The following is a 23386-nucleotide window of genomic DNA, read 5'->3' as shown; positions in this document are numbered from 1 at the left end:
GCCCCTTTTTTATTTCCGGGGATCGAACGCCTCCCGGAGGGCCTCGCCGATGAAGATGAGCAGGACCAGGGTGCCGACCAGGACCACGAAGGTGGAAAGCGACAGCCACCAGGCCTCGATGTTGGCCTTGCCCTGGGCCAGCAGTTCGCCGAGGCTCGGGGTCGAGGGCGGCACCCCCAGCCCGAGGAAATCGAGACTGGTCAGGGCCAGGATGGCACCGGACATGCGGAAGGGGAGAAAGGTGATCACCGGGGTCATGCTGTTGGGCAGCAGGTGCCGGTACATGATGGTCAGGTTGCCGACCCCCAAGGCCTTGGCGGCCTTGACATACTCCATGTTCCGCCCCTTGAGGAACTCGGCCCGCACGTAGTCGGACAGGCCCATCCAGCCGAACATCGACAGCAGGATCAGGAGCAGCAGCATGCTCGGCTTGAAGATGGAGGCGAAGATGATCAGGAGGTACAATTCGGGCATGGAGCCCCACAGCTCAATGAACCGTTGGAAGAACAGATCGGTCCGGCCGCCGAAATATCCCTGCACCGCACCGGCGACGATGCCCAGCAGCGTGCCCACCGCGGTCAGGGCCGCGCCGAAGAGGACGCTCAATCGGAACCCGTAGAGCAGCCGGGCCAGGACATCGCGGCCGCGGTCGTCGGTGCCGAGGTAGTTGTCCCGGCTGGGCGGCGCCGGCGTCGGCCGGTCCAGGCCCAGGTTGATCGAATTGAAGCTGTGCGGGTTGAGCGGAAAAAGAACAAAATTATCGCCACTGGCCAGACGCTCGCGGATATAGGGGTCCCGGTAATCGGTCTCGGTCTCGAAATCGCCGCCGAACACCGTTTCCGGATACATCCGCCACAGCGGGAAATAGTAGTGGCCTTCGTACCGGATGAGCAGGGGCTTGTCGTTGCTCAACCCTTCGGCAAACAGGCTCAGCCCGAACAACACCGTGAAAATGACCAGCGAATAGAAACCGCGCCGGTTCCTCCTGAACCGGATCCAGCGCTTGCGGCCAAGACCGGTTGCTCGCTCCGTCGTCGATTCCATGGTCATTGCCTGCCCTCGAAACTGATGCGCGGGTCGACCATCACATAGGAAAGGTCGGACAGCAGCCGGGAGACGAGCCCGATGATGGTGAAAAAATACAGTGTGCCCAGGACCACCGGATAATCGCGGTTCATCACCGACTGATAGGCCAAAAGCCCCATGCCGTCGAGGGAGAAGATGGTTTCGATCAGCAGGCTGCCGGTGAAGAAGGCGGTGATGAAGCTGCCCGGAAAGCCGGTGATGATCGGGATGATGGCGTTGCGGAAGACGTGCTTGTACAGGATCTGCCCCTCCTCCAGCCCCTTGGCCCGCGCCGTGACCACGTACTGCTTGCGGATCTCCTCTAAGAACGAATTCTTGGTGAGCAGGGTCATCACCGCCAGACTGCCGACCGTGGAGGCGGTCACCGGCAGCACCATGTGCCAAAGATAGTCCATGACCTTGCCCAGGCCGCTCAGCTCGTTCCAGTTGTCCGAAACCAGGCCGCGGAGCGGGAAGATGCTCCAGAAACTGCCACCGCCGAAGAGCACGATCAGGGCGATGCCGAGGACGAACCCGGGGATGGCGTAGCCGATCAGGATCACGGCGCTGGTCAGTACGTCGAAGGTGGAGCCGTCGCGCACCGCCTTGGCGATGCCCAGCGGAATGCAGACCGTGTAGACGATGAAAAAACTCCACAAACCGAGCGACATCGATACCGGCAATTTGGAGATCACCAGCTGGGCCACGCTCATGTGGTGGTAGTAGGACTGGCCGAAATCAAACACCAGGTACTGCCGCATCATGGTCGCGAACCGGGCCAGAGGTGGCTGATCGAATCCGTAGAGCTTCTTCAGCTGTTCCAACCGCTCCTGATCCAAGCCCTTGTTGCCCTGATACAAGCCGCCGGTGCCCATGGTCTCTCCGCCGGCGCCATACCCGCTCAACTGGGCCATCAGGCGCTCCACCGGGCCGCCGGGCACGAACTGGGTCACGGCAAAGGTGAGCAGCATGATGCCGAACAGGGTCGGAATCATCAGCAGGAACCGTTTGAGGATATACCGTGCCATCAGTGCCTCGCTGGACCGGTCCGGGCGCGTTCACGATGTCCGTGGCCGGGGCGTATCGGGCGGTATGCGTCCATGGGCATCAGGAGATTCTGATGCCGCCGATGAAATCCGACTCGTCGTTCTGCGCCCCGGTTTTCCGCGGCCGTTCGGCGACGCGAATCGGTTCCCGTTCCGGTTCCGGCTCAAATGCGGGTTCCGGTTGGGGAAACGGCTCCCGGATCGGATCGGGGTCGGGAAGCCTCGGGGCGGTCGCCGCATGGCGCGACCTGATCACCGGCGCCACCGGGGTCGGCACCGGTGACGCGGCAGGGACAGGCACCGGCACCTCGATTTCCCGCTCCTGTCGGACCGGCTTCTTCAGAAAGGCCAGCACGCCGTCCTGGAGAAGCGTCACGTTGATCAGCTCCCAGCCCTGCCCGCCCATCTGATTGAGGGTCTTTTCCATCTCCTCGTCATCGACATACTTGTCGCCCAGCAGGCCATCCTTGGTGAATTCAAAAAGAATGGTGCGGTACTGCCACTGCATTGCGTTCTCCTTTTCTCCGCCGCCAGCCGCCGCCTCCCCCACCGGAGTGGCCGGCTTTCGGCGTTGTTGTGACGTTCGTTTCAACTCGTACCGGGCATTGCGGGCAGCCAGCCCCTTCCCCCGGAATAATCAACCTATGCTCCGAAGTTCCTCGGCAATGATTTCGATACCCCGGCGGACCTCGTCTTCGTCCTGGGCATAAGTGATCCGCACGCACTCGTCGACATGGCGCCAGCCCGGCGGCAGCCCCGGAAAAAAGGAATCGCCGGGCACCACCACCACGCCCCGCCGTTTCAACCGCTCATACAACCCGCGGCCGGTAATCGGCAGACCGGGAAACCACAGCCACAGGAAAAACGCGCCCTCCGGGACATGTACCCTGTAGGCGAGCCCATCAAAACAGTCCCGGATACAGGCCAGGGCCCGTTCCATCCTGCGCCGGTAGAAGGGCTGGACGACCTCCCGGCTCAAGCGGATAATCTCGCCGGAACGGACGATATCGTTGGCCAGCATGGCCCCGAAACTGCCGGGCGCCAGGTTGACCACCGCGTTTGCCCCCGACAGCAGGCGGATCAGGCCCGGATCGGCGACAACGATGCCGGTGCGGACGGCGGGTAGGCCGAACTTGGACAGCGACAGGCACAGCACCATCCCCTCCTGCCAGACCGGGGTGGCGTCGGTATAAACCATCCCCGGAAAGGGCAGGCCGTAGGCGCTGTCGATGATCAGGGGGATGCCGTTTTCCCGGGCCAGGCGGCTCAAGCCGGCGATCTCGTCGTTGGTGAGCACATTGCCGGTGGGGTTGGTCGGCCGGGACACGCAGATGGCCCCGATTTCGTCGGTGATGGCGATCTGCCCGAAGTCGACCCGGTACTTGAACAGGTCGGCAGCCATCGTCTCGATCCGGGGCCGCACCGAGACAAAAAAATCGTCCACCAGGCCGAGGTCGGCATAGCCGATGTATTCCGGCGCCATGGGCAGGAGAATCCTGCGCCGGCCGCCGTCGGCCATGACTCCGGCCAGGATGTTGAACAGCAGGAAAAACGCGCCCTGGCTGCCGTTGGTCAGGCAGATGTTCTCCTCGGTCAGCTCCCAGCCGTATTCCCGGCGCAGCAGGGCCGCCAGGTTCCGCAGAAAGTCGCGTTCTCCCCGGGGCGGATCGTAGATGCCGATCAGGCGCCGCAGCAGGTTCCCATCCTCGCTGAGCGCACGCAGACGAGCGGCCATCACCGCCTGGATCTCGGGGATGTGGCCGGGGTTGCCGCCGCCCATCATAATCTTCCCGCCTTCCGCCAGGGCATTGCCGAGATCGTCCATCAGAGAGAGAATCCCGGCGCCTGCCGAAAATTTTTCACCGAATACCGACAGTTTCACGTGGCGACAACTCCTTATGTGCGCGAGACGGTTTCCTTTGCCCATATGCCGGCGTTCCGCCGCTGCCGGAAAGAACCGGGGATGTGACCGTGACCGGGAATCGGAAATTGTACCAGCTTCGAAAGAAAAAACCAGCAGAGATGTTGATGGGCAACGGCTCCGGGCCATGCCGTCCGTCAGGACGCCGCCCGAGGTGCAAAGAGACGGCAGGGCACGCCGGAAGTCGTCAGGACCACCCGCGACGGCACGTCCCGGCTCTTGAAGCCGTAGGCCCGGCATCCATGGGGCTGCCGGGGCTCATAGGTAATGAAATAATGACGGCAGGCCACGCAATTCGGCATCCTTCCCGTGCCTGGCGACTTCATCTCGCCCCCGTGCCCGGCATGCCGGTTCCGTTCCGTCCGCCCAAACCTTCACTCCTGTTTCTTGGGATAATCGAAGAACAGGAGCGTACCGGCGCCCACCGCCAAGTCTGTCCACGAACGTCCGGAGAACGCCAGGGCCACGATGCCGCCGGTCGGGATGTTGTCGATCCGCAAGCCGCCCAGTTCGTTGGCCAGGTCAGTGCTTTCCGGATTGTGGCCGACCAGCATGAGGGTGGGCACGCCGGGACCGACCGTGCGCACCAACCGAATCAATTCCGGCACCGAAGCCGCATATTGCGCCGGATTGCGCTGCACCTGCTCCGGCGGTATCCCGAGTTGACGGGCGTAATGGAGGGCGGTGGCCAGGGCGCGCGCCGCCGGGCTGGTCATGATCAGGTCTGGCCGGATACCTTGGTGCGCCAGGCGGCGGCCCATTTCCGGGGCATCGCGCTCGCCGCGTTTGTTCAGGGGGCGGTCGAAATCGCTCAGGCTGGCGTCCTGCCAACTCGATTTGGCGTGCCGGCAGATCAGCAACCGGATCGCGTCAGATTGCAAGAAGATCCCTGATTTCATGCCACAAACTCTCATAGGCGGCGGCCGCGGCCGATGCGGGAAGGGCCGCCGCCACCGGCTGCCGGTAGACGCCCATCCGTTCGATGTCCGCCGAGTACGGAATGACGGTCTGCAACACCCGGTTCCGCTCCCGCAGGGACCGCATCATCTCGGCATGCATCTTCTTGCGTTTTTCCACCATGGAAAAAAAGAGCACCACCTTGTCGGGATCCTGGCCGATCTCGTCGAGAAAGGCGAACAGTTGCTCCAGCGACAGCAGGGACAACGTGGTGGGAATCACCGGCGCCAGGATGCAATCGGCGGCGTAGAAAATATTCTCCGACAGCAGGGTCAGGTTCGGCGGACAATCGAGAATGATCCGGTCGTACTCCTCCTGCAGGGGGGCCAGTACCTTGCTCAACCGCTTGTGCGATTTCCTGCACTCGTCCAGGGCCAGGTCGATGTTGCGGTAGGAGAAGTCGGCGGGCAGCATGTCGAGTCCCGGATAATCGGTGCCCTTGATATTCTCCTCGATGTGGCGGCCGCCCTTGAGCAGCTTTTTCGCTCCGAACTTTTTCGGCGGACGGATCCGGAAATAAAAGGAGGCCGACCCCTGCGGGTCCATATCCAGCAGCAGGGTCTTGCCGTGGTGCTGCGCCGAAAAATAGGCCAGATTGACCGAGGTGGCCGTCTTGCCCACTCCGCCCTTGATATTGTAGACCGCGATGACGCTCATGCAGACTCCTGTCGTTTCCCGAAGAGTTCGTGGAACAGTGCCGTGGTCTCCTCGTCGCCGAATTGGGCGAACGCCTCGGTGAAATGGGCGCGCAACTCCTGCTGTTCCTGAAACAGGCTCTGCAGCAGGCCGCCGAGCGCCGCCGCCTGGTCGAGAGTACGCCGCGACCCGGCGGGGAGGGTTTTCAGGGTCAGACGAAGCATCTCCTGCTGCACCGAAAGATCGTTGAAGTTGCCGAGGATGTCCTGCAACTGCTTCAAATGCCGGACCAGGGTCTGCAACTCATGCCTGGGGTAGAGGGAGCCGAAGAATTCCATGGCGTAGCGCAGTTTCTTGCACTGGATGCGCAGGCGGTGCACCTCGGCATCGGGCGTGGCTGCGTCCAGGGCATGACCGTCACGCACAACCCGCTTGAACCGTTTCAGGACGATCCGGCCGGCCAGATCCCGCACCGGCATGCCGGCCAGGGGCGCCGGTTGCCGGTCGCGGCGCTTGAGGGTCTGCTGCCAGGCGTTGAGGGCGGCCCTGGTCTTTTTGGCCCGGAGGGCGCGCACCAGTTTCTTCTGCTCGATCTGCCGCCTGCGGGCCATCCCGGCGAAAAACTCCTGCAACCCCGGCCGCAGGGAAGGAGGCAGGCGTCCAAGACAGGATTCCTGTGCCAGCAGATAGACATCGAGATCGCGGGTGGGGCCGGTGAAGGCGCCCAAACGGCTGAATACCCGGCTGAACCGGTCCGAAACCGGACCGGGCAGGACCTGTTTCACCAGACTCAGGCCGGAGCGGGTGCGGCGGACCGCGACCCGGAGGTCGTGGAGAAATTCGGGATCATAATCGGCGAGCACGCCGGGTATGTTGCGGTTGATCGTGTCCAGCAGGGTCAGGTAGATGCGGGCCATGGCCTCGCGGGCGGTTTCGCCGCCGTCGAGTTCGAGCGCGAATTTCGGGCTGTAATCCAGGGGACTGCGCCCCATGGCCCGGCATCCTTCCGTGAAGCCGATCAGGGGCGAGGCGACCTCGGCCACACCGGCCTCGGCGAGAATACGGCGGACGTTCTCCTGGTCCCGGCCATAGCCGCGAACACCGAACAACCGGACCAGACGATGGGGCCGCTCACTGCCCGCGGGCTGCTGGGATTCGACCACGATCCGGGCCACGGTCTTGTCGTCCTTGTTGAGCAGGCGCACCTGCCGGCCACTCAAGTGGACTGTGGCCAACGGCAGCAGGCAGCGGATGCCCAGCACCGGCTCCAGCAACTCCCGCAATCCCCCCGGCGGAAAATCGCGGGCACGGCAGGAGGCCTGCAACTCCGGTCCCCCCTGTTGCACGGTCACCTCGCCGCTGTCGCCATGGTACAGGGTCCAGCAGGTGCCATGGCTGTGGAGCAGGCACCCCTGCTGATAGAGCCGCCAGTCGAAGGAGTCGGCATAGACCACCGTGGCCCCGTACTCCGGTGCAGACTCCAGCCCGAACTCGGCGGCCAGGGCGGCAAGCAGCCCCTCGACCGACAGGGAATCGGGCAACAGCCAGGTGTCTGCGCCGGGGTGGACCGTCATTGCGCCCCCTTAACTCCGGTAATCGGCGTTGATCTTGACGTAGTCGTAGGAGAAATCGCAGGTGTACACTTCGGCCTCGGCAAGGCCCTCGCCCAACTGCACCGTGACCGTGAACCGGGGCTGCCTGAGGACCTCGGTGGCCGCCGCCTCCTGATCCGCACCCAGGACCATGCCGTTTTCCACCAGGGCAACCGCGTCGAAACTGATGCCGACCCGCTGGGGATCGAAGGTGCATTCCGACCGGCCCAGGGCGGCGATGATCCGGCCCCAGTTGGCGTCCTCGCCGAAAAAGGCGGTCTTGACCAGGGCCGAATTGGCGATGGTCTGGGCCGCGCTCAAGGCTTCGCTCTCGTCGCGGGCACCGGCTACCCTGACGGTGACCAGCTTGGTGGCGCCCTCGCCGTCGGCCACGATCTCAAGGGCCAACTGCTTGAACACGCCCTGGAGGGCCGCGCCGAACAGGGCGGCCGCCTGCGGATTCTCCTCGTCGATCCAGGGATTGCCGGCGGCACCGTTGGCCATGACCAGCACCGTGTCGTTGGTGGAGGTGTCGCCATCCACGGTGATCCGGTTGAAGGTCTGCTCGACGCCGGACTTGACCAGCCGGTTGAGCACCGGGAAAACGATCTGGGCATCGGTGACCACGAAGCAGAGCATGGTGGCCATGTCCGGCATGATCATCCCCGAGCCCTTGGCCACCCCGAGGATCGACACCTCGACCCCGCCGATGTCGACCGTGGCCGTGGCCATCTTGGGGACCAGGTCGGTGGTCATGATCGCCCGGGCGAGCTGGTCGAAGCCGTCGGGCGAGAGGCCGGCCACCAAGCCCGGCATGGCCTGGGCGAACGGATCGAGCCGCAACTGCTGCCCGATCACCCCGGTCGAGGCCACCTGCACCAGCGCCGGATCAATCCCCAGTTCGCCGGCGGCCAGGGCACCGGTGGCCAGGGCCAGGTCCATGCCTTCCCTGCCGGTGCAGGCGTTGGCGTTGCCGCTGTTCACCAGCACCGCCTGGGCCAGGCCCGAGCGCAGGCGCTCCATGTCGAGTTGTACCGGCGCCGCCTTGACCTTGTTGGTGGTGAAGGCCCCGGCGGTCACCGCCGGAGTCTGCGAGAAAATCAATCCCAGATCAAGCCGCCCGGCATACCGGATGCCGGCCTGCACCGCTGCCGCCGAAAAACCTTTCACCTGCATGAAACATCCTGTTTTCAAATGAAGTTATCCGAAAAATCGTTCAAATCACTCTACCAGATAGCCCGGAAAAGGAAAACGTGAACATGGCGGGGCCGCGGTAATTTTCCTTGACCGTTATCGGGATTGATGCCACTTTACCCCCATTCGGGGACCGAATTCCGGTATCCCGCTGTTCCTGGACGTGAGTAGACCGTTGCACTTTCCCCTTCCTTTCCCTGCAGCCGGCCCCTGGCTCTTCAGGCCGGCAGCTGCTGACCGCCCGCGCCCCGTGTCGTCACGATGGAATCCCTGACCTGGGGGCTGACCAGCGTGCTGCTGCACGCCGACCTGGCCATTCGCATCGGTTTCTCCCTGCGGGTGATCATGCGCAAGCGGGCGCCCAGCGTTTCCTTTGCCTGGCTGGCGGTCATCCTCATGATCCCGTTCGGCGGGGCCCTGATCTATCTGCTCCTCGGCGAATACCGCCTGGGCGAGCGGAGGGCCGGCCGGCTGGCCAAGGACCGGCCGGTCCTCAGGGAATGGTCCGGCGCCCTGCGGGACATCCCGGCCATCGACTGGCAGGGGATCAATCCCGCGTGCCAGCCGCTGGATCTGCAGATCCTGACCACCACCGGCATGCCGACCATGCCCGGCAACCGGCTCGAGCTGATCGACACTGCCGACCGCTTCTTCTCCCTCCTGCTCGACGATATCCACCGGGCCCGCTCCAGTTGCTTTCTCGAATTCTACATTCTCGACGAGGACGGCCGCATGGACGAGCTGATCAAGGCCCTGCTGGCGGCGCGGCAGCGGGGGGTCGCCTGCCGGGTCCTGCTCGACGCCATCGGCGCCAAGCGGTTTCTGCGCAGCCACGCGGCCAAACGGTTGCGCAAGGGCGGCGTCGAGGTGGTGGCGGCCCTGCCGGCGGGCCTCATCCGGGCGCTGTTCGTGCGGATCGACCTGCGCAACCACCGCAAAATCGCGGTGATTGACGGCGAAATCGCCTATACCGGCAGCCAGAACCTGGTGGACCCGCGCTTTTTCAAACAGGAGGACGGCCTGGGTGAATGGGTGGATGCCATGGTGCGGATCACCGGCCCGGTGGTGGAGTTGTTGGCGGCGACCTTTCTCTTCGACTGGCTGCTGGAGCACGGGCAAAGCCCGACCAAGTACCGGGGCATCACCGGCATCCGCCCGGTGGCGCCGGCCGGCGAGGCCCTGGTGCAACTGGCTCCCTCCGGCCCCGGCTACGGCGAGGACACCATCCACAACCTTCTGCTCACCGCCATTTACGCCGCCCGGCTGGAACTGATCCTCACCACGCCCTATTTCGTGCCGGACAACGCCATTTTGGCGGCGCTGCGGTCCGCGGCCCAGCGGGGGGTCGCTGTCACCATCATCATCCCGGAGAAAAACGATTCCCGTCTGGTCCACTACGCCAGCCGGGCCCGGTTCGACGCCCTGAGCCAGGCCGGGGTGCGGATCATGGCCTTCCACGGCGGCCTGCTGCATACCAAAAGCATCACCGTGGACAACAATTTCTGCCTGCTGGGATCGGTCAACCTCGACATGCGCAGCTTCTGGCTCAATTTCGAGATGACCCTGGTGATCTACGACCACGACTTCACCGACCGGGTCAGGGGCCTGCAACACCGCTACCTCGCACAGGCCCGCGAGCACGATGCCGCCGCCTTCGCGGCCCGTCCCTACCGGCAAAGATTCCTGGAAAACGTCGCCCTGCTCCTGGGGCCGCTGCTGTAGCCCGCAGCGGGGAAATTCGGAGCCATGGCCCCATGCGCCCCGGCCAGCCACACCATGCGTGACCATCGACCATGAACATCCTCGTCATCAGCGACATCCACGGCAACTATCCGGCGCTTGCCGCCGTCAGCCAGGCGGCGGCCCCGTTCGACTGCGCCCACATCCTCAACTGCGGCGACTCCCTGGTCTACGCGCCCTTTCCCAACGAGACCCTCGACTGGCTGCGCCGCCACCAGGCCTTTTCCATCCGGGGCAACACCGACGACCGGGTGATCAAGCTGCTCAAGGGCAAATCGTTCAAAAAGCCGTCCAAGCCGGAAAAACGCATCATGTACACCAGGACCGCGGCGGCGCTCACGGCTGAGAACCAAAGCTATCTTCTGGAATTGAAAAAAAAGAAAATCCTGCGTCTCGGCCAGGCCTTCATCGGCCTGTTCCACGGCAGTCCGGCCGACCACGAGGAGTTTCTGTCCGCCGACACGCCGGACAAGCGCTTCAAGGAACTGGCCAGGGAGACCTCCTGCGAGGTGGTGCTCACCGGCCACTCCCATTCGCCCTACCACCGGCGGGCGGGCGGCGTCCACTTCATCAATCCCGGCTCGGTGGGGCGGATGATGGACGGCCGGCCCGATGCCTCCTTCGCCATCCTCCGCCTGGACAACGGCCGGATCGAGGTCGACCTGCACCGCTGTCCCTACGACGTCGAGGCCGTGGTCAGGGCGATCTGCGACCATCAACTGCCGCCCATCTACGGCGAGATGTTCCGGACCGGCAGCAAGCGCGTCGAATGAGGTACCGCCCCGGTTACCTGCCGCCGGCCGCGCGGCAGGCCTCCTCCAGTCGCAGCATGACGTAGGCCAGGGCCTCCTCGGTGCAGGCGTCGAGATCGAAGCACACGGCGTCCTCGCCCTGCAAGCCACCGGGGACGAACGCTCCCCGTTCCTCGGGATCGGTGATCATGTCGGCAAAGAAACAGACCGACAGCCAGCGCGGCTGGTCCTCGATCACGTCGACCATGACGAAAAGCGACCGACCGTGTCCCGGCACCGCGGCGCGGAGCGAAGAGGTCACCCCCGGCCGGGGATGAAAGCTGAGAACCACCGCATCTCCCATGCCGGCGAGCACCCCGTGCAGCCGGAGGAACCCCTGTTTGTTGCCGTCCGGGCTCTCCGCCCAGGTATCGACGAACGCCTCGATCGCTGCTGTCACTTCGTTCATTGTTTGTTCTCCCGCTTTGATGTCTGCCGGCCGCGGGCACCGGCAGGGCTTGTATTGTCCGCGGACCGTTCCGGTCAGCCTTGGAGCCCGCTGTTGTTCGATAGTACCGCACCGCTTGGCCGAGGCAACGGCAAAAAAAAAACGACCAGGCCGCCCGCCGCTGTGGGGCCGTGCCGGCGCGAAATGCAAAAGGCCGTCAACCCAACGCGGGGCTGACGGCCGGAAGACCAGGGCAGCAGCGACGCCTCAGACGTTCGCGCCGCAGCATTTCTTGTATTTTTTCCCGGAGCCGCAAGGACAGGGCGCGTTGCGGCCGATCTTGTCCTCGACCCGCTGGATGGGGTGGTGTTTGGCCTCGGCGGCATCCTCGGCACTGGAGCGCTTGGCCTCGGCCAGTTCCCGCTCGCGTTGCTGCCGTCGCTCTTCCTCCAGCCGGGCCAACTCGTCCTCCTGGACCAGCTGGATGCGCATCAGGTTGGCGATGGTGTGCAGCTTGATCGCGCCGATCAGATTGCGGAACAAATTGAAACTCTCCCGCTTGTACTCGTTGAGCGGATTCTTCTGGCCGTAGCCCCGCAGGCCGATGCCCTCCTTGAGATGATCCATGTGGAGGAGATGCTCCTTCCACAGGGTATCGACCATCTGCAGCAGCACCATCCGTTCGAGCTGGCGCATCTGCTCCACGCCGTTGCGGGCTTCCTGGAGGGCATAGGCCTCGTCCACGGCCTGCCGCAGCTTCTCGGCAAAGGCGGCGGAGTCGAGTTCGTTCCGTTCCTCCTCCGGCCAATCGAGCTGCAGGTCGAAGGCCTGGCCCACCCGTTCCCCGATGGCGGACCAATCCCACTCCTCGGCCGACATTTTCGCCGGGGCGCAATCCGCCACCACCTGGTCGACCAGCTCGGCGATCATGTCGGTGATGATCGGCTGGATGTCGTCGCCTTCGAGCACCTCGCGCCGCTGGCTGTAGATGACCTCGCGCTGCTTGTTCATGACGTCGTCGTACTCGAGCAGGTGCTTGCGGATGTCGAAGTTGTGCCCTTCCACCTTGCGCTGGGCGTTCTCGATGGCCCGGCTCACCATCGAGTGCTCGATGGGCTCGTCCTCCTCCATGCCCAGCTTGTCCATGATCGACCGCAGCCGGTCGGAGCCGAAAATGCGCAGGAGGTCGTCCTCGAGCGAAAGATAGAAGCGGGACGTGCCCGGATCGCCCTGGCGGCCGGAACGGCCGCGCAACTGGTTGTCGATGCGGCGGCTCTCGTGGCGGCCGGTGCCGAGGATGTGCAGCCCGCCCAGCTCGCGCACGCCTTCGCCGAGCTTGATGTCGGTACCGCGGCCGGCCATGTTGGTGGCGATGGTCACCCGGCCCTTCTGCCCGGCCTCGGCGACGATCTCGGCCTCGCGCTCGTGCTGCTTGGCGTTGAGGACCTCGTGCGGGATGTTCTCCTTGGCAAGCATCTTGGCGATCTTCTCGGAGACGTCGATGGAGATCGTGCCCACCAGGATCGGCTGGCCCTTCTCGTGCAGTTCCTTGATTTCCCTAACGATGTTGCGGTATTTCGCGGCCTGGTTCTTGTAGATGACGTCGGCGTAATCCTTGCGGATCATCTTCTGGTGGGTGGGAATGACCACCACGTCGAGGTTGTAGATCTTCTTGAATTCGGGTGCCTCGGTGTCGGCGGTGCCGGTCATGCCCGCCAGCTTCTTGTACATGCGGAAATAGTTCTGGAAGGTGATCGAGGCCAGCGTCTGGTTCTCCCGCTCGACCTTCACGCCTTCCTTGGCCTCCAGGGCCTGGTGGAGCCCGTCGGAGTAGCGGCGGCCCTCCATGGTGCGGCCGGTGAACTCGTCGACGATGATCACGGCGCCGTTCTTGACGATGTAGTCGACATCGCGCTTGAACATGAAGTGCGCCTTGAGCGACTGGTTGACATGGTGCAGGTAGTTGATGTTGCGCGGATCGTAGAGGTTGTCGACTTCCAGGAGCTGCTCGGCCAGCACCACGCCCTCGTCGGTGAGCATGATCTGCCGGGATTTTTCCTCCTTGGTGTAGTGCTCGTCGGCCTTGAAATGGCGCATGATCCGGTCGACCTTGAGATAGAGGTCGGTCGACATGTCCGCCGGGCCGGAAATGATCAGCGGGGTCCGGGCCTCGTCGATGAGGATGGAGTCGACCTCGTCGACAATGGCGTAGGCAAAGCCGCGCTGGCAGAAATCCTTCAGCGAGAACTTCATGTTGTCGCGGAGATAATCGAAGCCGAACTCGTTGTTGGTGCCGTAGGTGATGTCGGCTCCATAGGCCTCGCGCCGCTGCTCGTCGTTCAACTCGTGGAGGATGCAGCCGGTGGTCAGGCCGAGGAAGCGGTAGACCTCGCCCATCCACTGGACGTCGCGGCGGGCCAGGTAATCGTTGACCGTGACCACGTGCACGCCCTGGCCGGCCAGGGCGTTGAGGTAGACCGGCGCGGTCGAGGTCAGGGTCTTGCCCTCGCCGGTCTTCATCTCGGCGATCTTGCCTTCATGCAAAACGATGCCGCCGAGCAGCTGGACATCGTAATGGCGCTCGCCGAGCACCCGTTTGGCCGCCTCGCGGACCACGGCAAAGGCTTCGGGCAGCAACTGGTCCAGGGTCTCGCCCTGGGCGATCCGCTCCTTGAACTCGACCGTCTTGGCGGCCAGCTCGGCGTCTGAAAGCGGCTCGACCGAGGGTTCCAGCTCGTTGATCTTCTTGACGATCTTGCGGTATTGCTTGATCATCCTGTCGTTCTTGCTGCCGAATATCTTGGCAAGTACCTGTCCAACCATTACGGTTCCCCCAATAAGGGTTTGATTGTTGAAAAATGACCGGCGGCCGGGCCCCGGTCACGACCGGCCGGCCAGGCCGGTGCGGATCAGGGCATCCTCGTCGCAGTCGGGAAATTTGGCGCAATGGATGCAGTCGCTCCAGATCTTGTGCGGCAGGTCCTGCTTGTCCCGGTCGACAAAGCCGAACTTGCGGAAAAAAGGGGCCTGGTAGGTGAGCACGAACACCCGGTCGATCGAAAGGCTCCTGGCCTCGTCCAGGCAGGATTCGACCAGCAGGGCGCCGATGCCGCGTTTCTGCCGTTCCTCGGCCACCGCCAGCGAGCGGATCTCCGCCAGATCGTCCCAGCAGATGTGCAGGGCGCAGATCCCGTACACGGTCCCGTCTTCCTCGTAGACGATGAAATCGCGCAGATGGTCGTAGAGGGAGCTGATCGAACGGGGCAGCATCAGGCCCTTGTTGGCAAAGGTGGTGAGCAGGGCATGGATGGCCCGGACATCGCCCATGCGGGCGGGACGGATCCTGCCCGCTTTCGTGTCACGCCGCTGTACAGACGCCATACGTCCTCCCTCTTCTCGGGTATGCCGGACGACCGGTTACAGGCCGGCTCGAGGCGGTTGAGCCGTTTGTGGGGGTGCGACCGTCAGGGCGCGGTACAGCCACCAGTTGCCCAGACCGGTCGCCATGCCGATGAGCAGCAGGAAGAACACCCGGAGCGTCGAGCCGGGTGCGAGCAGCAGCAGCAGGACCAGGGCAACGGCCGCGCCGTAGGCGGCGCCGGATACCACGGTCAGCCCGGCCGGCGGCCATTCGGGATACCTCCGCGTCAGCAGCCCGGTCACCGGCCGGGCCACGGCAAAAAAACAGCCGTAGGAGCAGAGCAGCAGGGGCAGGAATCCGTACACCCCCCAGGTCACCAGGGTTTTATGCAGTCCCAGGCCCTGCGGCAGCACCCCGGACCTGATCAAAACCAGGGTCGCCACGGTGATGCCATGGGCCAGCAGCACAAAAATCAACGGCGCCGCAGCCGGTACATAGATCACCAGATGCTTTCTGAGATGCCGACCGATGGCCCCGCGCAGCGCCGACACCGGAGAAATCCGCGCCCGTCGCGGGCTGCGGCGGTTTCTTCTGTTGTTCATTGCTGACGACGACATGACGGCATGGGGCGGCTAGGGCGCCGGGGTTCGTTGCTGCCGTTTCCGGAAACCGTCCTCTTCCACGGGTCCGGACGGCAGCGGTTGGGGCGATTCGGCCCCCGGCACCGCTTGCACGGGCCGGGGTGGCAGGAGAATGGTTTGTCCCGCCCAGACACCGAGCAGGAACATCCACAAAAAAAGACAAAAACAGACCACCACCAGGCCGAACATGCCGCGCCAGCCGAGCTCGATGCGAAAGGGCTTGGGCCTGGCCTCGGCCGGCGGCCGGACGTTTTGCCTAAACAGTCCCACGGCTTCCCGGGATGGACCCGGCGAACTCGGACCGTGCTCCGCTGCCGACCGCCACGCACGGGCGCACGGGGTAATGTGTAAGGAATTCGCCGGGAAAAGCAAGTGCGGCACGCAAAAAAAACATGCCCGCAGCCATCATGGTCACATGCTCTCCGGCGCCGTCAACCCGACCAGATGCAGACCGTTGCGGAAGACCCGCCGCAGGCCGCCGCACAGGGCCAAGCGGGCCGCCGTCAGTTCGCGGTCGCCGGTCAGCACCTTGTGCTTGTTGTAGAATCCGTGGAAATGCGCGGCCAGGTCCATCAGGTAAAAAATCACCCGATGGGGGGCCAGATCGGCCGCGGCCCCGGCCACCATGGCCGGATAATCGGCCAGGGCCTTGAGCAGGGCATGCTCCTCGGGTTCGACCAGGCGCGCCAGCGTCTGCGCCGCCAGATCGGCCGCGCCGCCCTGTTCCGCCGCCATTTTCTCGATGCTGCACAGGCGGGCGTGGGCATACTGGACGTAATAGACCGGGTTTTCCTGGCTCTGCTTTTTGGCGAGATCGAGGTCGAACTCGATCAAGCTGTCCGGCTTGCGCATGAGGAAGAAAAAGCGCAGGGCGTCGGGCCCGACCTCGTCCACCAGTTCGTCCACGGTGACAAAGGTGGCCTTGCGGGTCGACATCTTCACCTGCCTGCCGTCGCGCAGCAGGGTGACGAACTGGTAGAGCACCACGGTGATGCGGGAATCGTCGTAACCGAGCGCCCGGACTCCGGCGAGCACGTCGGGCACGGTGGCGATGTGGTCGGAGCCGAACACGTTGACCATCCAGTCGTAGCCGCGCTTGAACTTGTCGCAGTGGTAGGCGATGTCCGGCAGTCGGTAGGTGGGTTCGCCGCTGCTCTTGATGATCACCCGGTCCTGCTCCTGCCCCATCTCGGTGGTCTTGAACCAGGTGGCGCCTTCCTTTTCGTACACCAGCCCCTTGGCGCGCAGGGCATCGACCACTTCATAGATCCGGCCGTCCTCGTAGAGGGTGTGCTCGTTGAAATAGGTGTCGAAGCCGATGCCGATCCGCTTGAGGGTGGCATCGATGTCGGCGAAGATGGCCTTCTGGGCGCGATCCTTGAACACCGCCACCTCGGCCTCTTTGAAGCCGTCGCCGGCATCGGCGATCATCGACCGGGCGATGTCGTAGATGTAGTCGCCCTGGTAGCCGTCCTCGGGAAAGGTGTTGGGCAGGCCGAGCAGCTCCAGGTAGCGGGCCCTGGTCGACTCGCCGAGCACGCGCATCTGCCGGCCGGCGTCGTTGAAGTAGTATTCCCGCTGGACCGCGTAGCCGCCCGCTTCCAGCACCCGGGCAATGGCGTCGCCGAGCACGGCGTTGCGGCCGTGGCCGACGCTCAGCGGGCCGGTGGGATTGGCGCTGACGAACTCCACCAGCACCCGGCGGCCGGCGCCGGCATCGGAGCGGCCGAATTGTTCGTCCCCGGCGTAGATCGGCGCCAGCACCGTGGCCCAGATCGCCTTGTCGAGCAAGAGGTTGATGAAGCCGGGTCCGGCGATCTCCACCTGGGCGATCATCGGCTCGCGGCCGAGCAGTTCCGCCATGGGCGCGGCCAGATCGCGGGGTTTGCGCTTGTCGATGCCGGCGGCCACCATGGCGAAGTTGGTGGAAAAATCCCCCTGTCCCTCGCGCTTGGGCACCTCGATGCTGTACCGGCCCTCGGCGGCGCCGCTCCACAGGCCCTGCCGCACGCCTTCGGCGAAGCAGCGCTCGACCATGGCTTTTATCTGTGACTTGATCATGACTGTTGTCTCTTCTCCCAGAGGCGGTTGCCGCCCTAATCGACCATGACCCGCGGGTTCAGTTGCCCGAACAGGCACAGCACCTCGTAGCTGATGGTGTCCATCCAGCCGGCGATCTCGTCGGCGCCGATCTCCTCCTGCCCCTGCCGGCCCAGGAGCACGACCTCATCGCCCACCTTGGGTTCGGGCAGATCGGTGACGTCGACCAAGGTCAGGTTCATCGAAATCCGGCCGACCACCGGCGCGCGGCGGCCGCCGACCAGCACCTCGGCCCTGTTGGTGAGGGTGCGCAGATAGCCGTTGGCATAGCCCACCGGCAGCACGGCAATCGTCGAGGGCCGGACGGTGGTGAACAGATGCGCATAGCCCAGGCCGCTGCCCGCCGGCACATGCCGCACCTGGATAATATGGGTGAGGTAGCGCATGGCCGGCCGCAGGCGCGGGGACGACGCGGCGGCGGCACCGGCAGCGCCGTCCGGATAGTAGCCGTACAGGGCGATGCCCGGCCGCACCATGTCGAGCCGGGCGCCGGCAACATAAAATAATCCGCCGGAGTTGGCAAGATGGAGGCAGCATGTGCCGTGGCCGCAATCGGCCAGCGCGGCGGTCGTCTTCAGAAAGGTGCGCAGCACTTCATCAGAATTGGCCGATTGGCGGTCATCGGCCAGGGGCAGGTGCGCCATGACCCCGTCGAGGCGCAGATGGGCCGACCCGTGCACCGCCTGCACCAGATCGACAAAACCGGCCGGCAGGACGCCCTGGCGGCCCATGCCCGCATCCAGCTTGAGATGCACGCCGATCTCGATGCCCTTTGCGCCCGCCAGGCGGGACAGTTCGGGCAGGATCGAGGCATCGGTCACCACCGGCGTCAGGCGGGCGGCAACGATGTCCGGCAGGGTCTGCGGCACCACCCCGACCAGGACCAGCACCGGCTGGGTGATGCCGGCCTCGCGCAGGCGCACGCCCTCGACGGCCTCGGCCACGCCGAAGGCCGCCGCCCCCTGCTCGGCAAAGATGCGGGCGCATTCGATCATGCCATGCCCGTAGCCGTCGGCCTTGACCAGCGGCATGAGGACCGCCCCGTCGGCCCGCTGCCGACAGATCTCAAAATTATGGATCAGCGCGGAACGGCTGATCTCGACTCGATTAAGCGATTTCATGGTGATGTACCCGATGGTACCATTCGCGCCAGCCCAACCGGCTGGACAGACACAAGGACCAACCGACGGCGCCGTAGAGGATGCCGATGCACGGCCCCGGTTGCGTGACGCTGCGCAGGACGATGCCAGCCAGCATCATCAAGAACACCAGCAACCAGGTCCGCCACGAATAGACGGCCCCCAGGCAGGTGTTATCCTGAAAACGGACGATGCGCTCCAGGGAACGCCGGGCGATCCGGTCAAGAACGAACAGCGATTTCAGGGTACCGAGCAGACCGGCGGCAAGAAACAGCAACCGGCCCCGCCCCGGATCGAGCCAACTCCAGCCGCGCGCCATGAGCAGGCCGCCGACAGCGGTCCATAACAAGGGCGCGGTAAACAGGTGAACCGCGCGCGAGACGCCGGGTTTCGCCAGGGGTGCCATTGCTCCTCTCCAGAATTGCCCTGCCCCAGAAACAAGATAAGCCCATCCCCGGCAAGGGATGGGCTTGTTGATCGGCCCAATGGACCGGTACGATCAGATCTCGGTGACGGTGATGGCGCTTTCCGGGCACACCTCAACGCAGGTCTCGCATCCGAGGCACTCGTCGGAGTGCACGGGCTCGGCCTTGCCACCCTGCATCTCGAAAACCTGAGCGGGGCAAGCGTTTACGCACTCTTCATCACCGGAACATTTGTCTTTATCTACAACGATTTCCCACATGGCACAACCTCCACAAAAAAGAATTAAGGGCCTGGTAACGATGCTAATTGCGACCTCGACTCCAAGGAAATACAAGACGCAAAATCAATTTTCTTTAAAAGACGGGCTATGGTTTGTCAAGCGAAAAGACATTGGCGAACCGGAGCATTCCCCCCACTTCCGGGCAGCGGCCACCCGGTCGCCAGCCGAAGGCGCGACGGCGATGAACGGTATCGCCGCCGGTCCGTTTTTTTTGGTTTGCAGGAGCGGGAAACAAAGGTACAAAGAATGCGGTCCATCCCATTCAACCCGAGGTTTCCTTGTCATGGCCCAGAAACAGCACACACGCCGGAGCAGCGCCGCCCCATCCTCCGAGAGGGGGGAACAGGCGATGATCGAAGGCATTCTTGAAGGCAGCCCGGACGCCGTGGGGGTGGCGGTGGTCCGCCTCGACTGCGGCTGCCGGAAAATGGCGGCCATCAGCCCGTCCGGCGACCCGGCCAGCAAGATCATCATGTACCGGGACAACGCCCAGTCCATCTGCGACCAATGCAAGGACGACCACGGCGATTTCCGGCGGGTGGTCAAGCAGTTCATCAGCTGGAAGAAGCCGGAACCGGATCAGGCCACCATGGCGTTGATCAGCGCCAAAGTTCTGGGGTGCTGACCCGTTCGGCAAGCAGGCCACGCACACGCTGTTTCGGCCGCCTACGGCCGCCGCGCCGAACCGTTTTGACCGTACGCGCCACCCGCCCCCTTTTCGTTGCCCAGTGTCCCGTCAGCCATGCTTCCTGATTATCCCCGCTCCTCCCCCCTGACCTTAGAGCTCCGCCCCCTGCTGCATCCCCTGTTCCGGGAGCTGCGCGAGGGCATTTCCGAATTCACCTTCGCCGATCTGTACCTGTTCCGCGCCGCCCATCAGTATACGGTGACCAGGCTGGACGACGGCACCATCGCCTTCCTCGGCCGGGATGGCGCCACCCCCTTCTTCATGCTCCCCTTCACCCTGCCGGCTACGTCCCTGCTCGACACCCTTCTCCGGGACCACGGCATGCTCAAGTGCGCCTCCGCGCCCCAGGCGCGGCTCCTTGCCGAGCAAGGCTACCGGGTCGAGGAAGACCGCAACAATTTCGACTACCTGTACCGCCGCCGCGACCTGGCCCTCCTGGGCGGCCGCAACTATCACAAAAAACGTAATCTCATCAAGGCCTTCACCCGCTCGCACAGCTTTGCCGCCAAGCCGTTGCGCACGGAGCTGCGGGACGATGCCCTGCGCGTACTCGAAGACTGGCGGCTGGGTACGGATGCCCCCGGCGACTACGAAGCGGCGCGGGAAGCCATCGAACTGATGGAGCCGCTGCAACTCTGCGGCGGCATCTACTATGTCGAATCGCGGCCGGTGGCCTTCGTCCTCGGCGAGGAACTGGCCGGGGGCACCAGTTACGCCATCCATTTCGAAAAAGCGGTTCCCGGCTACAAGGGACTGTATCAATTCATCAATCAATCCTTTGCCGCTGTTCTCCCCGAAGAATACGTCACCATCAACCGGGAGCAGGACCTGGGCGATCCGGGACTGCGCCAGGCCAAAATGAGCTACATGCCTGCCGGTTTTGTCGAGAAGTTCAGGGTGCAGGCCAACGGCTCCTTGTCTCGCTGATCGCGAACCGCAACCAGCCTGCCGTAGCCGCCACCGAACGCTGCCGGCAGGACCGGCTGTCGGAACCGGGCGCACCCGAACCATGCACGGAAAAAAACTCGGAAAAAACAGGTGATCGTTGTCTGACCACAGACACCGACCGAGAGGAGGGAGGCCTCCTTCCCGTAAAGACGGCCGTGCGGCCTTCTTCGCGGGAAGGAGGGATGCTTCAGGTAAGGCAGTGCACCCTGCCGGAGGGTATCAGTACACGCCCAGCAGATTCAGGGCCAACAGCACCAAGCCCACGCAGGCAACCCGCTTGACCACCAGGGGGCTGACCCGCTTGGCGATCTGCGGCGCGATATAGCCGCCGAGAATGGCCGCCGGGAACATGGCCAGGAAGAAATAGAGGTCGAAGTTGCCGAACTGATAATGGCGCATGGTGCTGATCGATGTATTGAAGAAGATGGCCAACAGTGAGCTGCCGACCACCAGATACATGGGCAGACGCAGGGCCACGGTCATCAGCGGCACCATGAACGGACCGCCGCCGAAGCCGAACATCGACGACATGACGGCGATCAGAAAACCACCGATGCAGCCGATCACCATGTTTACCTTAAATTCCTGTCCCCAGAATTCTATTTTCATGATCGATTCTCCTCGAAAGATCCTTAATTTTTGCCCTTGGCCGCTTCTTCAGCCCGCTTCTTGAACTCCTTGAGAATGGCCTGTTCCTTCTTGTTCTTCGCCAGGTAGGCGGGCATTGTCTGCCAGAGCATCAGCGCGGCCAGGACAAGCAGAATCCAGCCGAAGGCGAATTTGAACTGGTCCAGGGTGATCATCTCGGTCAGTTTCGGGCCAATGAACCCGCCCAGGAGCATGGCAACGCCGATGCTGCATCCCAGCTTCCAGTTGATGAATTTGATCTTCGAGTAATTGAAAATGCCGCTGCCCTGCGAGAAGAGCACCGTCGGGGTGACCGTACCGGCGACGATGGTGTGGGGCAAGGCCGGGAACAGGGTCAGCAGCAGCGGGTTCATGATGAAGCCGCCGCCCGCGCCCATGAGCACGCCGAATATGGCCACAACCAGGGTCAGCAGAAAGGGATAGAAGATGTTGAGGCTGGTGCCGGCGTTATCCAGGTACACCAGGGGAAAGGCGATCTTGTTTTCAAAGGTCGCGGCCTCGCTCTTGGTCGCCTTGTCCACTGCGGCGACGATCTTGTACTTGCCGGGGGACAGACCCTCGCGGATCTTGATGTCGGCGGTGTAGGAACCGTCGGGCTTGACGTCGACATCGGCGGCAAACACCTTGTCAACGCTCCGGAAACGGGCCTTGACCAGTTGCATGGAGCGTTTGCGGTTCTCCTTGTCGTCCATGGCCGGCAGCAGGTCGCCGCGGCTGCCGACGATGCTGGCCATCAGGGTGGACTGGAAGTGATCGATCTTGGTCTTGGCCGGAACGGTGTAGGCACCTTCCGCGCCCAGATCCTTCAGCACTGCGGAATAGCTCCATTTCCTTCCCTGCTTCTTGGCCGCGTCGATCTTGGCCTGCATATCCTTCGGCGCGAAGATCTTGTAGTAGGCCGGCATCTCTTCGGTGATGTAGAAGATATAGGGGCGCTTGCCGGTCTCCTTGTCGACCTCGCTGTCAAACCGGTTGGCACGCACGCTGTGGTCCGCCGCCCAGACTTCGAGAAAAACCGGCTTTCCGGCCGGGGCCTGGCCGCTGACCTTGATCGTGCCGCCGTTGTTGAGTTCGGTTTTGTCGATGGTGATCGTCACGCCCGCCGGGGCGGGAGCCTGCTGGACCGCCGGTTGGCCCTCCCCTTCCACAGCGGCCACATTGCTTCCCACCAGCATCACCATTGCCGCAAATAGCCATGGGACGACGCCTTTTCTCATGTTCATACTCAATCTCCCTTGTTTGTTGTTCATGCGATCCGTCCGAACGCCTCGACCGGCGCCGGCGGTTTATACTCCCATACAACCCACTGTCCGTCCTCCCGGCCGCAGCGCCGCCGCCCCCTCCGGCAACGGCATGATCACCACCGGGGCGGTAGCGCGGCCCGAGGGCATCAGTCCCCCGATCCCGCCGCCAGCACCTTTTCCACCTTCTCTTCCAGTTCGATCCGATCGATCGGCTTGACGCAGTATTCGTCCGCTCCCAGGCTGATGGCCTCGCGGGCGGTTTCCACGGTCGGATACCCGGTGAGGATGATGGTCCTCATTGTAGGATGCTCCTCTTTCAAAATGGCCAACACCTCGATACCGCTCATTTTTTTCAACTTGATATCAAGAATGGCCAAATCGATGGGATGGTGGCGGGCAAACGCGATCGCCTCGTCCTCTTCGGTGAAGGTATGGACCACATGTCCTTTTTTCTTAAGGATCTTGCCCACGAGCACGGTGGCATCGAGGACATCGTCCAGGGCGAGAATTTCTGCCATGTTGTTCTCCTTGCACCACATTGCGGCTTGATCGATCTCACCGCCCCTCGTCCGTGCCCTCCC

The 23386-nt window shown here is 63.7% G+C and carries 24 protein-coding genes; 4 read left to right on the top strand and 20 right to left on the bottom strand.

Features of this window, described 5'->3' with window-relative positions; translation table 11 throughout:
- Positions 1–9 precede the first annotated feature (9 nt).
- The 8 genes from Q362_RS0102310 to argJ form a co-directional block, all read right to left on the bottom strand.
- On the bottom strand, positions 10–1044 hold the full coding sequence (locus Q362_RS0102310; protein ID WP_028317355.1) for an ABC transporter permease: 1035 nt from the start codon (positions 1042–1044) through the stop codon (positions 10–12).
- Between the two features lie 2 nt (positions 1045–1046).
- A complete protein-coding gene (locus Q362_RS0102305; protein ID WP_028317354.1) occupies positions 1047–2093 on the bottom strand; it encodes a microcin C ABC transporter permease YejB in 1047 nt (348 codons plus the stop codon).
- Between the two features lie 79 nt (positions 2094–2172).
- Entirely contained in the window at positions 2173–2619 is a 447-nt protein-coding gene (locus tag Q362_RS24175) for a DUF4177 domain-containing protein (RefSeq protein ID WP_028317353.1), read from the bottom strand.
- A gap of 129 nt (positions 2620–2748) precedes the next feature.
- A complete protein-coding gene (locus Q362_RS0102295) occupies positions 2749–3993 on the bottom strand; it encodes a valine--pyruvate transaminase (RefSeq protein ID WP_028317352.1) in 1245 nt (414 codons plus the stop codon).
- Between the two features lie 413 nt (positions 3994–4406).
- Positions 4407–4913: a SixA phosphatase family protein gene (locus Q362_RS0102290; RefSeq protein WP_245590133.1), complete on the bottom strand. Its 507-nt coding sequence runs from the start codon at positions 4911–4913 to the stop codon at positions 4407–4409.
- The gene (locus Q362_RS0102285) at positions 4903–5646 is read right to left on the bottom strand and encodes a ParA family protein (RefSeq protein WP_028317350.1); all 744 of its coding nucleotides are present in this window, start codon (positions 5644–5646) and stop codon (positions 4903–4905) included. Before Q362_RS0102285 ends, Q362_RS0102290 begins: the two co-directional genes overlap by 11 nt.
- The gene (locus Q362_RS21905; protein WP_051553514.1) at positions 5643–7199 is read right to left on the bottom strand and encodes a CYTH and CHAD domain-containing protein; all 1557 of its coding nucleotides are present in this window, start codon (positions 7197–7199) and stop codon (positions 5643–5645) included. Before Q362_RS21905 ends, Q362_RS0102285 begins: the two co-directional genes overlap by 4 nt.
- A 9-nt stretch (positions 7200–7208) precedes the next feature.
- The gene (gene argJ, locus Q362_RS0102275; RefSeq protein WP_028317349.1) at positions 7209–8393 is read right to left on the bottom strand and encodes a bifunctional glutamate N-acetyltransferase/amino-acid acetyltransferase ArgJ; all 1185 of its coding nucleotides are present in this window, start codon (positions 8391–8393) and stop codon (positions 7209–7211) included.
- Positions 8394–8672: 279 nt separating this feature from the next.
- Here argJ and cls point away from each other — a divergent pair, with 279 nt between their 5' ends.
- Together cls and Q362_RS0102265 are read left to right on the top strand one after the other, a co-directional pair.
- Positions 8673–10133 carry a cardiolipin synthase gene (gene cls / locus Q362_RS0102270; protein WP_028317348.1) on the top strand — a complete coding sequence of 487 codons (1461 nt, stop codon included), beginning with the start codon at positions 8673–8675 and terminating at the stop codon, positions 10131–10133.
- Positions 10134–10204: 71 nt separating this feature from the next.
- Positions 10205–10924, top strand: coding sequence for a metallophosphoesterase family protein (locus Q362_RS0102265; protein WP_028317347.1), 720 nt, complete (start codon positions 10205–10207; stop codon positions 10922–10924).
- Between the two features lie 13 nt (positions 10925–10937).
- Here the strand turns inward: Q362_RS0102265 and Q362_RS0102260 are convergent, their stop codons facing one another.
- The 9 genes from Q362_RS0102260 to Q362_RS0102220 form a co-directional block, all read right to left on the bottom strand.
- Positions 10938–11351 (bottom strand): hypothetical protein, encoded by a 414-nt coding sequence (locus Q362_RS0102260; protein WP_028317346.1) that lies wholly within the window; start codon positions 11349–11351, stop codon positions 10938–10940.
- Between the two features lie 246 nt (positions 11352–11597).
- The gene (gene secA, locus Q362_RS0102255; protein WP_028317345.1) at positions 11598–14153 is read right to left on the bottom strand and encodes a preprotein translocase subunit SecA; all 2556 of its coding nucleotides are present in this window, start codon (positions 14151–14153) and stop codon (positions 11598–11600) included.
- 57 nt (positions 14154–14210) lie between these two features.
- Complete coding sequence (locus Q362_RS0102250; RefSeq protein WP_051553511.1) at positions 14211–14711, bottom strand: N-acetyltransferase; 501 nt, start codon at positions 14709–14711, stop codon at positions 14211–14213.
- Positions 14712–14747: 36 nt separating this feature from the next.
- On the bottom strand, positions 14748–15242 hold the full coding sequence (locus Q362_RS0102245) for a hypothetical protein (RefSeq protein ID WP_028317343.1): 495 nt from the start codon (positions 15240–15242) through the stop codon (positions 14748–14750).
- Positions 15243–15323: 81 nt separating this feature from the next.
- Positions 15324–15602, bottom strand: a complete 279-nt coding sequence (locus tag Q362_RS0102240) for a hypothetical protein (protein ID WP_028317342.1) — start codon at positions 15600–15602, stop codon at positions 15324–15326.
- Between the two features lie 141 nt (positions 15603–15743).
- The gene (gene argS, locus Q362_RS0102235) at positions 15744–17393 is read right to left on the bottom strand and encodes an arginine--tRNA ligase (RefSeq protein ID WP_028317341.1); all 1650 of its coding nucleotides are present in this window, start codon (positions 17391–17393) and stop codon (positions 15744–15746) included.
- A gap of 35 nt (positions 17394–17428) precedes the next feature.
- Positions 17429–18553 (bottom strand): alanine racemase, encoded by a 1125-nt coding sequence (alr, locus tag Q362_RS0102230; RefSeq protein ID WP_028317340.1) that lies wholly within the window; start codon positions 18551–18553, stop codon positions 17429–17431.
- Positions 18540–18977 carry a hypothetical protein gene (locus Q362_RS0102225; RefSeq protein WP_028317339.1) on the bottom strand — a complete coding sequence of 146 codons (438 nt, stop codon included), beginning with the start codon at positions 18975–18977 and terminating at the stop codon, positions 18540–18542. The genes alr and Q362_RS0102225 overlap by 14 nt, the downstream gene beginning before the upstream one ends.
- Before the next feature lie 93 nt (positions 18978–19070).
- Positions 19071–19256 carry a ferredoxin family protein gene (locus Q362_RS0102220; RefSeq protein ID WP_028317338.1) on the bottom strand — a complete coding sequence of 62 codons (186 nt, stop codon included), beginning with the start codon at positions 19254–19256 and terminating at the stop codon, positions 19071–19073.
- Positions 19257–19560: 304 nt separating this feature from the next.
- On the opposite strand from Q362_RS0102220, the gene Q362_RS0102215 reads away from it, so the two are divergent.
- Both Q362_RS0102215 and Q362_RS0102210 read left to right on the top strand, forming a co-directional pair.
- Positions 19561–19902 (top strand): hypothetical protein, encoded by a 342-nt coding sequence (locus Q362_RS0102215; RefSeq protein ID WP_028317337.1) that lies wholly within the window; start codon positions 19561–19563, stop codon positions 19900–19902.
- A 117-nt stretch (positions 19903–20019) separates the two neighbouring features.
- Positions 20020–20892 carry a DUF2156 domain-containing protein gene (locus Q362_RS0102210; protein WP_035215313.1) on the top strand — a complete coding sequence of 291 codons (873 nt, stop codon included), beginning with the start codon at positions 20020–20022 and terminating at the stop codon, positions 20890–20892.
- Between the two features lie 240 nt (positions 20893–21132).
- On the opposite strand, the gene Q362_RS24690 is transcribed toward Q362_RS0102210, so the two are convergent.
- From Q362_RS24690 to Q362_RS0102195, 3 genes are all read right to left on the bottom strand, one after another.
- Positions 21133–21522, bottom strand: a complete 390-nt coding sequence (locus tag Q362_RS24690; protein WP_028317335.1) for a sulfite exporter TauE/SafE family protein — start codon at positions 21520–21522, stop codon at positions 21133–21135.
- Between the two features lie 23 nt (positions 21523–21545).
- A complete protein-coding gene (locus Q362_RS24685) occupies positions 21546–22784 on the bottom strand; it encodes a sulfite exporter TauE/SafE family protein (RefSeq protein ID WP_028317334.1) in 1239 nt (412 codons plus the stop codon).
- Positions 22785–22951: 167 nt separating this feature from the next.
- The gene (locus Q362_RS0102195; protein ID WP_028317333.1) at positions 22952–23323 is read right to left on the bottom strand and encodes a response regulator; all 372 of its coding nucleotides are present in this window, start codon (positions 23321–23323) and stop codon (positions 22952–22954) included.
- Between the last annotated feature and the right edge of the window lie 63 nt (positions 23324–23386).

Origin of the sequence: Desulfobulbus elongatus DSM 2908, assembly GCF_000621145.1 — a bacterium.
GTDB classification, from domain to species: Bacteria; Desulfobacterota; Desulfobulbia; order Desulfobulbales; family Desulfobulbaceae; genus Desulfobulbus; species Desulfobulbus elongatus.
The sequence above is the reverse complement of the archived record's forward strand: the minus strand, read 5'-3'. Positions and strand labels throughout refer to the sequence as shown.

Excerpts from the sequence above, each read along its gene's own strand:
- argJ (WP_028317349.1), bottom strand. The coding sequence starts at position 8,393 with ATGCAGGTGAAAGGTTTTTCGGCGGCAGCGGTGCAGGCCGGCATCCGG.
- Q362_RS0102285 (WP_028317350.1), bottom strand. The coding sequence starts at position 5,646 with ATGAGCGTCATCGCGGTCTACAATATCAAGGGCGGAGTGGGCAAGACG.
- secA (WP_028317345.1), bottom strand. The coding sequence starts at position 14,153 with ATGGTTGGACAGGTACTTGCCAAGATATTCGGCAGCAAGAACGACAGG.
- Q362_RS0102265 (WP_028317347.1), top strand. The coding sequence starts at position 10,205 with ATGAACATCCTCGTCATCAGCGACATCCACGGCAACTATCCGGCGCTT.
- Q362_RS0102210 (WP_035215313.1), top strand. The coding sequence starts at position 20,020 with ATGCTTCCTGATTATCCCCGCTCCTCCCCCCTGACCTTAGAGCTCCGC.
- Q362_RS0102260 (WP_028317346.1), bottom strand. The coding sequence starts at position 11,351 with ATGAACGAAGTGACAGCAGCGATCGAGGCGTTCGTCGATACCTGGGCG.
- Q362_RS0102310 (WP_028317355.1), bottom strand. The coding sequence starts at position 1,044 with ATGGAATCGACGACGGAGCGAGCAACCGGTCTTGGCCGCAAGCGCTGG.
- Q362_RS0102305 (WP_028317354.1), bottom strand. The coding sequence starts at position 2,093 with ATGGCACGGTATATCCTCAAACGGTTCCTGCTGATGATTCCGACCCTG.
- Q362_RS0102225 (WP_028317339.1), bottom strand. The coding sequence starts at position 18,977 with ATGGCACCCCTGGCGAAACCCGGCGTCTCGCGCGCGGTTCACCTGTTT.
- Q362_RS0102195 (WP_028317333.1), bottom strand. The coding sequence starts at position 23,323 with ATGGCAGAAATTCTCGCCCTGGACGATGTCCTCGATGCCACCGTGCTC.
- alr (WP_028317340.1), bottom strand. The coding sequence starts at position 18,553 with ATGAAATCGCTTAATCGAGTCGAGATCAGCCGTTCCGCGCTGATCCAT.
- cls (WP_028317348.1), top strand. The coding sequence starts at position 8,673 with ATGGAATCCCTGACCTGGGGGCTGACCAGCGTGCTGCTGCACGCCGAC.
- Q362_RS0102215 (WP_028317337.1), top strand. The coding sequence starts at position 19,561 with ATGGCCCAGAAACAGCACACACGCCGGAGCAGCGCCGCCCCATCCTCC.
- Q362_RS0102250 (WP_051553511.1), bottom strand. The coding sequence starts at position 14,711 with ATGGCGTCTGTACAGCGGCGTGACACGAAAGCGGGCAGGATCCGTCCC.
- Q362_RS24690 (WP_028317335.1), bottom strand. The coding sequence starts at position 21,522 with ATGAAAATAGAATTCTGGGGACAGGAATTTAAGGTAAACATGGTGATC.
- Q362_RS21905 (WP_051553514.1), bottom strand. The coding sequence starts at position 7,199 with ATGACGGTCCACCCCGGCGCAGACACCTGGCTGTTGCCCGATTCCCTG.
- Q362_RS24685 (WP_028317334.1), bottom strand. The coding sequence starts at position 22,784 with ATGAACATGAGAAAAGGCGTCGTCCCATGGCTATTTGCGGCAATGGTG.
- argS (WP_028317341.1), bottom strand. The coding sequence starts at position 17,393 with ATGATCAAGTCACAGATAAAAGCCATGGTCGAGCGCTGCTTCGCCGAA.
- Q362_RS24175 (WP_028317353.1), bottom strand. The coding sequence starts at position 2,619 with ATGCAGTGGCAGTACCGCACCATTCTTTTTGAATTCACCAAGGATGGC.
- Q362_RS0102220 (WP_028317338.1), bottom strand. The coding sequence starts at position 19,256 with ATGTGGGAAATCGTTGTAGATAAAGACAAATGTTCCGGTGATGAAGAG.